Here is a 9,413-nt window from a genome sequence, read left to right as displayed (position 1 = left end):
TCCACCGTCTTGTAGACCGGACGAACCCCGAGCGCGTGCCGGACCTCGCGCACGACGTCCTCGCGCAGGCCCCGGATCTCGGCGATCTGGGCGTCGGAGAAGCCGTGGCGCTTGGCCTCGGCCAGGATCTCCGGGTCGAGCTTCTCGGCGGCGGCCAGCTCGTCGGCGATCTCCTTGATCAGGAAGAGCTGGTCGACGAACCAGGGGTCGATCTTCGTGGCGTCGAAGACCTCCTGCGGGGTGGCACCGGCCCGGATCGACTGCATGACCGTGTTGATCCGGCCGTCGGTGGGACGCACCGACTCCCGCAGCAGCTCGTCCTTGTCGCCCGGCTCGCCGGTGAAGGCGAACTGCGAGCCCTTCTTCTCCAGCGACCGCAGCGCCTTCTGCAGGGCCTCGGTGAAGTTGCGGCCGATCGCCATCGCCTCACCCACCGACTTCATGGTCGTGGTCAGCGTGGAGTCGGCCGCCGGGAACTTCTCGAACGCGAACCGCGGAGCCTTCACGACCACGTAGTCGAGCGTGGGCTCGAAGGACGCCGGAGTCTTCTCCGTGATGTCGTTCGGGATCTCGTCCAGCGTGTAGCCGACGGCGAGGCGGGCGGCGATCTTGGCAATCGGGAAACCCGTCGCCTTCGACGCGAGCGCCGAGGACCGGGAGACACGCGGGTTCATCTCGATGACGATGATCCGGCCGTCGGCCGGGTCGATCGCGAACTGGATGTTGCAGCCTCCGGTGTCCACCCCCACCTCACGGATGATCGCGATACCGATGTCCCGCAGCCGCTGGTACTCGCGATCGGTCAGCGTCATCGCCGGCGCCACCGTGATCGAGTCACCGGTGTGCACACCCATCGGGTCGAAGTTCTCGATCGAGCAGACCACCACGACGTTGTCGTTCTTGTCGCGCATCAGCTCCAGCTCGTACTCCTTCCACCCCAGGATCGACTCCTCCAGGAGCACCTCGGTGGTCGGCGAGAGCGTCAGACCCTGCCCCGCGATCCGGCGCAGCTCCTCCTCGTCGTGCGCGAAACCCGAACCCGCGCCGCCCATCGTGAAGGACGGACGGACCACGACCGGGTAGCCACCGAGGGTGTCGACGCCCTTGATCACGTCGTCCATCGAGTGGCAGATCACCGAACGGGCCGACTCGCCGTGCCCGATCTTCGCCTTCACCGCCTCCACGACACCCTTGAACAGGTCACGGTCCTCGCCCTTGTGGATCGCCTCCACGTTCGCGCCGATCAGCTCCACCCCGTACTTCTCCAGCACACCCTGCTCGTGCATGGAGATCGCGGTGTTCAGCGCGGTCTGACCACCCAGGGTCGGCAGCAGCGCATCCGGCCGCTCCTTGGCGATGATCTTCTCCACGAACTCCGGAGTGATCGGCTCGACGTACGTGGCATCGGCGATCTCCGGATCGGTCATGATCGTGGCCGGATTGGAGTTGACCAGGATCACCCGCAGCCCCTCGGCCTTCAACACCCGGCACGCCTGGGTGCCCGAGTAGTCGAACTCCGCGGCCTGACCGATCACGATCGGGCCGGAGCCGATGACCAGGACGGACTGGATATCGGTGCGCTTAGGCACGCTCGGCCTCCATGAGGGATACGAAGCGGTCGAAGAGGTACGCGGCGTCGTGCGGGCCCGCCGCCGCCTCGGGGTGGTACTGCACCGAGAAGGCCGGCCGGTCGAGCAGCTGGAGACCCTCCACGACGTTGTCGTTGAGACAGACGTGGGAGACCTCGGCGCGCCCGAAGGGGGTGTCGGAGACCTTGTCGAGGGGCGCGTCCACGGCGAAGCCGTGGTTGTGCGCGGTGACCTCGACCTTGCCGGTGGTGCGGTCCTGGACCGGCTGGTTGATGCCCCGGTGGCCGTACTTCAGCTTGTACGTGCCGAAGCCGAGGGCGCGGCCCAGGATCTGGTTGCCGAAGCAGATGCCGAAGAGCGGCGTCTCGCGCTCCAGGACGGACTGCATGAGGGCGACGGGACCGTCGGCGGTGGCCGGGTCGCCGGGGCCGTTGGAGAAGAACACCCCGTCGGGCCGGACGGCGTAGACGTCCTCGGCGGTGGCGGTGGCGGGCAGGACGTGGACCTCGATGCCGCGCTCGGCCATCCGGTGCGGGGTCATGCCCTTGATGCCGAGGTCGATCGCGGCGACGGTGAACTTCTTCTCGCCGACCGCGGGGACGACGTACGTCTCCTTGGTGGCGACCTCGGCGGAGAGGTCCGCGCCCTTCATCTCGGGCTGTGCCTTGACCTTGGCGAGCAGGGCCTCGTCGCGGACGCCCGTCCAGGCGTCGCCGGAGAAGATGCCGACGCGCATGGCGCCGCGCTCGCGCAGGTGGCGGGTGAGGGCGCGGGTGTCGACGCCGGAGATCCCGACGACGCCCTGGCGCGCCAGCTCCTCGTCGAGCGAGCGGCGCGCGCGCCAGTTGGAGGAGACGCGGGCGGGGTCGCGGACGACGTAGCCGGAGACCCAGATGCGCCCGGACTCGGGGTCCTCGTCGTTGACGCCGGTGTTGCCGACGTGCGGGGCCGTCATGACCACGACCTGACGGTGGTACGACGGGTCGGTCAGCGTCTCCTGGTAACCGGTCATGCCGGTGGAGAACACGGCCTCGCCGAAGGTCTCCCCCACGGCCCCGTAGGCGCGGCCGCGGAAGATGCGGCCGTCCTCCAGGACGAGTACGGCGGGGGCCGCCTTCTGCCTCTGCGAGGCGCCTCCCTGGGTGGAGGTCGTCATCGTGCGATGCCTTCCGTTGCGTTGATCATGGAGTTGACGGTCTCGACCCAGGCGGTGTGTTCCGCCGCGCGGTCGGACCTGAAGCCGGAGTCGAGGAGGGTGCCGCCGTGCTCCCAGGTGACGATCAGGAGCCCGCCCTCGGCGAGGACCTTGCCGGCGATGCCCTTGTCGAGGCGTGCCTCGCGCAGGGCGCCGGCCGGGACGAAGAAGTCGTTCGCCCCGGGGCGTACGACCGCGATCCCGGCGTCGGTGAGCGTGAGCTCGACGCGGCTGCGGGTGCCGAGGCCGTGGGCGACGATCCGGTCGAGCCACTGCCCGGCGGTCGTGGACCCGTGGTAGCGCCCGCTGAGGGTCAGTTTCGCCTCGCCCGCCGTCTCCGGCACGGCGGGCAGTGCGGGGAGGTCGGACTGGAGGCTGCCGCGCCACTTCCATCCCTGGCGCATGAGCCAGTACACGAAGGCGACGAAGAGCAGCAGTCCGGCGACCCAGCCGATCCTTCCGGCCCAGTCGGTCACCTCCGCCGACTTCTGTTCGGCTGCCTCTGCGGCGATTGCGATGAGTGGTGTCACGCCAGCTTCCCGTCCACGACCGTTGCCCGGCCCCGCAGGAAGGTGTGGGTGACGCGTCCCGGCAGCTCGCGGCCCTCGTACGGGGTGTTGCGGCTGCGGGAGGCGAAGTCCGCGGGGTCCACGACTCCACGGTAAGCCGGATCGACCAGGGTCAGGTTCGCGGGCTCACCAGCCGAGACGGGGCGTCCGTGGCCCTTGGCCCGGCCGATGCGGGCGGGGGCGAAGGACATGCGGTCGGCGACGCCCGCCCAGTCGAGGAGTCCGGTCTCGACCATCGTCTGCTGGACGACGGAGAGGGCGGTCTCCAGGCCGACCATGCCCATGGCGGCCGCGGCCCACTCGCAGTCCTTGTCCTCGTGCGGGTGCGGGGCGTGGTCGGTGGCGACGATGTCGATCGTGCCGTCGGCCAGCGCCTCGCGGAGCGCGAGGACGTCCTTCTCGGTGCGCAGCGGCGGGTTGACCTTGTAGACCGGGTTGTACGAGCGGACCAGCTCGTCCGTGAGGAGGAGGTGGTGCGGGGTGACCTCGGCGGTGACGTCGATGCCGCGGGACTTGGCCCAGCGGACGATCTCGACGGAGCCTGCGGTGGAGAGGTGGCAGATGTGGACGCGGGAGCCGACGTGCTCGGCGAGGAGGACGTCGCGGGCGATGATCGACTCCTCGGCGACGGCGGGCCAGCCGCCGAGGCCGAGCTCGGCGGAGACGACGCCCTCGTTCATCTGGGCGCCCTCGGTGAGGCGGGGCTCCTGGGCGTGCTGGGCGACGACGCCGCCGAAGGCCTTCACGTACTCCAGGGCGCGGCGCATGATCACGGCGTCGTCGACGCACTTGCCGTCGTCGGAGAAGACGGTGACGCCGGCGGCGGAGTCGTGCATGGCGCCGAGCTCGGCGAGCTTCTTGCCCTCCAGGCCGACGGTGACGGCGCCGATGGGCTGCACGTCGCAGTAGCCGTGCTCCTGGCCGAGCCGGTAGACCTGCTCGACGACGCCGGCGGTGTCGGCGACCGGGTGGGTGTTGGCCATGGCGAAGACGGAGGTGTAGCCGCCGACGGCGGCGGCGCGGGTGCCGGTGAGGACGGTCTCGGAGTCCTCGCGGCCGGGCTCGCGCAGGTGGGTGTGGAGGTCGACCAGGCCCGGCAGGAGGATCTGCCCGTCGGCCTCGATCACGGTCGCGCCCTCGGCGGAGAGGTCCGTGCCGACCTCCGCGACGGTCTCGCCGTCGATCAGGACGTCCTGCGGCTCGCCGCCCAGCACCTTCGCCCCGCGGATCAGGATCTTGCTCATGGTTACTTGTTCTCCTCGGTGCGCGCGGCGGGGGTGGTGGTGACGGCGGGCTCGGAGCCGCCCAGGAGCAGGTAGAGCACGGCCATGCGGACGGAGACGCCGTTGGCGACCTGCTCGACGACCGTGCAGCGGTCGGAGTCGGCGACCTCGGCGGTGATCTCCATGCCGCGGACCATGGGGCCGGGGTGCATCACGAGGGCGTGCTCGGGCATCTTCGCCATCCGCTCGCCGTCGAGGCCGTAGCGGCGCGAGTACTCGCGCTCGGTGGGGAAGAAGGCGGCGTTCATCCGCTCGCGCTGCACGCGCAGCATCATCACCGCGTCGGACTTCGGCAGCACGGCGTCGAGGTCGTAGGAGACCTCGCAGGGCCAGGTCTCGACGCCGACGGGGACCAGGGTGGGCGGGGCCACCAGGGTGACCTCGGCGCCGAGGGTGTGCAGCAGGTCGACGTTGGAGCGGGCGACCCGGCTGTGCAGGACGTCGCCGACGAGGGTGATCCGCTTGCCGGCGAGGTCCTGGCCGAGTCCGGTGTCGCGGCCGACGAGGCGGCGGCGCATGGTGAAGGCGTCCAGGAGGGCCTGGGTGGGGTGCTGGTGGGTACCGTCGCCGGCGTTGACGACGGGGGCGTCGATCCAGCCGGAGGTGGCGAGGCGGTACGGGGCGCCGGAGGCGCCGTGCCGGATGACGACCGCGTCGACGCCCATGGCCTCCAGGGTCTGGGCGGTGTCCTTGAGGGACTCGCCCTTGGAGACGCTGGAGCCCTTGGCCGCGAAGTTGATGACGTCGGCGGAGAGTCGCTTCTCGGCGGCCTCGAAGGAGATCCGGGTGCGGGTGGAGTCCTCGAAGAAGAGGTTGCAGATGGTGCGGCCGCGCAGGGTCGGCAGCTTCTTGATGGGCCGGTCGGCCACCCGGGCCATCTCCTCGGCGGTGTCGAGGATCAGTACGGCGTCGTCGCGGGTGAGGTCGGCGGCCGAGATGAGGTGACGCATCATCGGGGTTTCTCTCCGTGGTGGGGAGGCGTGCGGGCGTGCGGGGGCAGGGGGGTGCCCCGGCCCCGGCGGGGAAGCCGGTCCGGCTAGGAGGCGGGCTTGGAGCCGAGCAGGACGGTGTCGCGACCGTCTTCCTCGGCGAGCAGGACCTTGACCGTCTCCCGCAGCGACGTGGGGAGGTTCTTGCCGACGTAGTCGGCGCGGATGGGCAGCTCGCGGTGGCCGCGGTCGACGAGGACGGCGAGCTGGACGGCGCGGGGGCGGCCGATGTCGCCGAGGGCGTCGAGGGCGGCGCGGATGGTGCGGCCGGAGAAGAGGACGTCGTCGACGAGGACGACGAGGCGCCCGTCGATGCCGTCGGCGGGGATCTCGGTGCGGCCGATGGCGCGGGCGGGCTTCATCCGCAGGTCGTCCCGGTACATGGTGATGTCGAGGGAACCGACCGGGACCTTGGTGCCGGTGATGGAGGCGAGCTTCTCGGCGAGCCGGCGGGCGAGGAAGACGCCGCGGGTGGGAATGCCGAGGAGGACCACGTCGTCGGCGCCCTTGGCGCGCTCGACGATCTCGTGGGCGATGCGGGTGAGGACCCGCGCGATGTCGGGGCCTTCGAGAACGGGCCGCGCGTCGTCGCCGTACTGCTGCTGGGTGTCCAGCCGGGTGTCCATGGAAAACGGACCTCCTTCTCCGCCTCACGGGACGGCTCTTAAAGGACGTCGTACTTGCGCCTCAACCCTACCAGGGGTGGCGCGGCGCCCTCCGCACACCCCCGGCGCCCCTCCGGGCGCCGTCCCCCGGAGGGGGGCGGTACGGACCTTTCGGCTTGACGGGTGGGTGTAACGCTGCGTAACCTCACAGTGAGTTACCAGCCGCGCGGCGCAGCCGCATGTCGTCACAGCGTCCGGGAGCGTTATGTCCAGCGAATACGCAAAGCAGCTCGGGGCCAAACTCCGCGCCATCCGCACCCAGCAGGGTCTCTCGCTCCACGGGGTGGAGGAGAAGTCCCAGGGCCGCTGGAAGGCCGTGGTGGTCGGCTCGTACGAGCGGGGCGACCGCGCCGTGACCGTGCAGCGCCTTGCCGAGCTGGCGGACTTCTACGGCGTGCCGGTGCAGGAGCTCCTGCCGGGCACGACGCCGGGCGGGGCCGCCGAGCCGCCGCCGAAGCTGGTCCTGGACCTGGAGCGCCTGGCCCACGTCCCGCAGGAGAAGGCCGGCCCGCTCCAGCGCTACGCCGCGACGATCCAGTCGCAGCGCGGCGACTACAACGGCAAGGTGCTGTCGATCCGCCAGGACGACCTGCGCACCCTCGCCGTCATCTACGACCAGTCCCCCTCGGTCCTCACCGAGCAGCTCATCAGCTGGGGCGTGCTGGACGCGGACGCGCGCCGCGCGGTCGCCCACGAGGAGGGCTGACCCCTTCGGAGGGCCCAGCAGAAACGTACCGCCGGATCCGTGGACGTCGACGACGTCCACGGATCTCGTGCTTTCCGGGCCCGTACGGGGCGCTCCCGGGGCCGCAGGGGCTCCCGGGTGCCGAAAGGGCGCCGGAGGGCCCCGGAACAGGCCGAAGGGGCCCGCGGCACACTCGGTGCCGCGGGCCCCTTCGACTACCGGGTACGGGCGGGACTCAGGCGTCCACGTCCCGGCGCAGACGCGGCTTCAGGTCCTTGAAGCGCGCCAGGAGGCCGTTGACGAAGGCCGGCGACTCGTCGGTGGAGAACTCCTTGGCGAGCTGCACCGCCTCGTCGATCACGACTGCGTCCGGCGTGCCGTCCTCCCAGATCAGCTCGTACGCGCCGAGGCGCACGATGTTCCGGTCGGCGGCGGGCATCCGGTCGAGGTCCCAGTCCACCGCGTAGGTCGCGATGAGCTCGTCGATCCGCGCCACGTGGGACGCGTACCCCTCCACCAGCTGCATGGTGAACTCGTTGACCGGCGGCTGCCGGTCGTCCGAGCGCGCGTACCGGACCTGGTCCGCGAGGACCTCCTGCACGGAGGCGCCGCGCTGGTCGGCCTCGAAGAGGATCTGGAAGGCGCGCTTGCGGGCCTTGCTCCGAGCGGCCACGGTTAGTCGTTCACCCGGCCGAGGTAGTCGCTGGTGCGCGTGTCGACCTTGACCTTCTCACCGGTGGTGACGAAGAGCGGGACCTGGATCTCGTGGCCGGTCTCCAGCGTGGCGGGCTTGGTGCCACCGGTGGAGCGGTCGCCCTGGACGCCCGGGTCGGTGTGCTGGATCGACAGGACGACGGCGGCGGGGAGCTCGACGTAGAGCACCGAGCCCTCGTGCTGCGCGACGGAGGCGGTGAAGCCCTCGACCAGGAAGTTCGCGGCGTCGCCGACGGCCTTGCGCTCGACCATCAGCTGGTCGTACGTCTCCATGTCCATGAAGACGAAGTAGTCGCCGTCCATGTAGGAGAACTGCATGTCACGACGGTCGATGGTGGCCGTCTCGACCTTCACGCCCGCGTTGAAGGTCTTGTCGACGACCTTCCCGGAGAGCACGTTCTTGAGCTTGGTGCGCACGAAGGCCGGGCCCTTGCCGGGCTTGACGTGCTGGAACTCGACGACGGACCAGAGCTGGCCGCCTTCGAGCTTGAGCACCATGCCGTTCTTGAGGTCGTTCGTGGAAGCCACGGTTGCGGAATCTCCTGGACTCTGGACTGACGTGGGACCGGGGAGGCATGTGCGCCCTAGAGCGCGAGCAGCTCCTTGGTCGTGATGGTGAGTAGCTCGGGTCCGCCGTCCGCCTCCTGGCGCACGACGAGCGTGTCATCGATCCGGACCCCGCCCCGGCCCGGGAGGTGGACCCCCGGTTCGACGGTGACCGGCACACAAGCGTCCAGTTTACCCATGGCCGAGGGTGACAGCTGCGGGTCCTCGTCGATTTCGAGCCCCACACCGTGCCCGGTGAGGGGGACGGCGGCCTCCGCGTGCCCCGCCGCCTTCAGGATCCGGCGGGCCGCCCGGTCCACGTCCCGGTACTCGGCGCCGGGCACGAGGGACTCCCGTCCTGCCCGCTGAGCGGCGAAGACGAGCTCGTACAGCTCGATCTGCCACGCGGCGGGGGTGGTGCCGATGACGAACGTGCGGCCGATCTCGCAGCGGTAGCCGCGGTAGTCGGCGCCGAGGCAGACGGAGAGGAAATCGCCCTCCTCGACCCGGCGGTCGGTGGGCCGGTGGCCCCGGCGGCCGGAGTGCGGCCCGGTCGCGACCGAGGTGGGGAAGGCGGCCCCGTCGGCGCCGTGGTCGACGAGCCGGCGCTCCAGCTCCAGGGCGAGGTGGCGTTCGGTCCGCCCCACCAGGATGGATTCGAGGAGCTCCCCGAGGGCCTGGTCGGCGATCTCGGCGGCGATCCGGAGGCAGGCGATCTCGTCCTCGTCCTTGACGATCCTGAGCTGCTCCACGGCGCAGTCGAGGTCGGTGAGGCGGGGTCCCGAGGCGACGGCGCCCATGGCCCGGTGCCGGGCCACCGTCAGGTGGTGCTCCTCGACGGCGAGCGCGTCGGCGCCCGTGCGGCGGGCGAGGTCGACGGCGGCGACGGCCGGGTCCCCTCCCCCGGTGGGCAGGACCTGCTGCCGGAGCAGTTCGTCGAGCCGCCCGTCGGCCGGTTCGTCCCCGGGCGCGACGGGGCGGAGCAGGACGTCCGCCTCCGGTTCGGGGCCGACGAGCAGGACGGCGCCCGGCGGGGAGCCGCCCGCGAGATAGCGGACGTTGGCGGGGCGGGAGACCAGGGCCGCCGGGCTGCCCGCGGCCGCGCACCGGTCGCGCAGCCGTACACGGCGGTCCGCATACACCTCTGACATGCTCCGAGCCTACGAGGAGCGGGCCGC

10 protein-coding genes are annotated in these 9,413 nt (G+C 71.0%); 1 reads left to right on the top strand and 9 read right to left on the bottom strand.

Features of this window, described 5'->3' with window-relative positions; translation table 11 throughout:
* The 6 genes from carB to pyrR form a co-directional block, all read right to left on the bottom strand.
* The coding region (carB, locus tag ACIP5O_RS28890; protein WP_401298253.1) for a carbamoyl-phosphate synthase large subunit at positions 1 to 1,589 on the bottom strand (1,589 nt) is incomplete at its 3' end.
* Positions 1,582 to 2,745 carry a glutamine-hydrolyzing carbamoyl-phosphate synthase small subunit gene (gene carA / locus ACIP5O_RS28885; RefSeq protein WP_401298250.1) on the bottom strand — a complete coding sequence of 388 codons (1,164 nt, stop codon included), beginning with the start codon at positions 2,743 to 2,745 and terminating at the stop codon, positions 1,582 to 1,584. The genes carB and carA, both read right to left, overlap by 8 nt.
* The gene (locus ACIP5O_RS28880; protein WP_401298247.1) at positions 2,742 to 3,314 is read right to left on the bottom strand and encodes a hypothetical protein; all 573 of its coding nucleotides are present in this window, start codon (positions 3,312 to 3,314) and stop codon (positions 2,742 to 2,744) included. Before ACIP5O_RS28880 ends, carA begins: the two co-directional genes overlap by 4 nt.
* Complete coding sequence (locus ACIP5O_RS28875; RefSeq protein WP_401298244.1) at positions 3,311 to 4,597, bottom strand: dihydroorotase; 1,287 nt, start codon at positions 4,595 to 4,597, stop codon at positions 3,311 to 3,313. The genes ACIP5O_RS28880 and ACIP5O_RS28875 overlap by 4 nt, the downstream gene beginning before the upstream one ends.
* A 2-nt stretch (positions 4,598 to 4,599) precedes the next feature.
* Complete coding sequence (locus tag ACIP5O_RS28870; protein ID WP_356548976.1) at positions 4,600 to 5,589, bottom strand: aspartate carbamoyltransferase catalytic subunit; 990 nt, start codon at positions 5,587 to 5,589, stop codon at positions 4,600 to 4,602.
* A gap of 83 nt (positions 5,590 to 5,672) precedes the next feature.
* Positions 5,673 to 6,251: a bifunctional pyr operon transcriptional regulator/uracil phosphoribosyltransferase PyrR gene (gene pyrR, locus ACIP5O_RS28865; protein ID WP_125667162.1), complete on the bottom strand. Its 579-nt coding sequence runs from the start codon at positions 6,249 to 6,251 to the stop codon at positions 5,673 to 5,675.
* Positions 6,252 to 6,495: 244 nt separating this feature from the next.
* Between pyrR and bldD the strand changes: the two genes are divergently transcribed.
* Positions 6,496 to 6,996, top strand: coding sequence for a transcriptional regulator BldD (bldD, locus tag ACIP5O_RS28860; RefSeq protein WP_030355502.1), 501 nt, complete (start codon positions 6,496 to 6,498; stop codon positions 6,994 to 6,996).
* A 214-nt stretch (positions 6,997 to 7,210) separates the two neighbouring features.
* Here the strand turns inward: bldD and nusB are convergent, their stop codons facing one another.
* The 3 genes from nusB to ACIP5O_RS28845 are packed head-to-tail and all read right to left on the bottom strand — an operon-like array spanning position 7,211 to position 9,386.
* Positions 7,211 to 7,648 (bottom strand): transcription antitermination factor NusB, encoded by a 438-nt coding sequence (gene nusB / locus ACIP5O_RS28855; protein ID WP_356548977.1) that lies wholly within the window; start codon positions 7,646 to 7,648, stop codon positions 7,211 to 7,213.
* Positions 7,649 to 7,650: 2 nt separating this feature from the next.
* Positions 7,651 to 8,217 (bottom strand): elongation factor P, encoded by a 567-nt coding sequence (gene efp, locus ACIP5O_RS28850; RefSeq protein WP_125667160.1) that lies wholly within the window; start codon positions 8,215 to 8,217, stop codon positions 7,651 to 7,653.
* A gap of 56 nt (positions 8,218 to 8,273) precedes the next feature.
* Positions 8,274 to 9,386 carry an aminopeptidase P family protein gene (locus ACIP5O_RS28845; RefSeq protein ID WP_125667159.1) on the bottom strand — a complete coding sequence of 371 codons (1,113 nt, stop codon included), beginning with the start codon at positions 9,384 to 9,386 and terminating at the stop codon, positions 8,274 to 8,276.
* Between the last annotated feature and the right edge of the window lie 27 nt (positions 9,387 to 9,413).

This window comes from Streptomyces sp. NPDC088915 (assembly GCF_044749825.1).
Taxonomy (GTDB): Bacteria; Actinomycetota; Actinomycetes; order Streptomycetales; family Streptomycetaceae; genus Streptomyces.
The sequence above is the reverse complement of the archived record's forward strand: the minus strand, read 5'-3'. Positions and strand labels throughout refer to the sequence as shown.

What these genes read in the sequence shown, in the direction of transcription:
- bldD (WP_030355502.1), top strand. Translation starts at nt 6,496, where the DNA reads ATGTCCAGCGAATACGCAAAGCAGCTCGGGGCCAAACTCCGCGCCATC.
- carA (WP_401298250.1), bottom strand. Translation starts at nt 2,745, where the DNA reads ATGACGACCTCCACCCAGGGAGGCGCCTCGCAGAGGCAGAAGGCGGCC.
- ACIP5O_RS28845 (WP_125667159.1), bottom strand. Translation starts at nt 9,386, where the DNA reads ATGTCAGAGGTGTATGCGGACCGCCGTGTACGGCTGCGCGACCGGTGC.
- ACIP5O_RS28870 (WP_356548976.1), bottom strand. Translation starts at nt 5,589, where the DNA reads ATGATGCGTCACCTCATCTCGGCCGCCGACCTCACCCGCGACGACGCC.
- pyrR (WP_125667162.1), bottom strand. Translation starts at nt 6,251, where the DNA reads ATGGACACCCGGCTGGACACCCAGCAGCAGTACGGCGACGACGCGCGG.
- ACIP5O_RS28875 (WP_401298244.1), bottom strand. Translation starts at nt 4,597, where the DNA reads ATGAGCAAGATCCTGATCCGCGGGGCGAAGGTGCTGGGCGGCGAGCCG.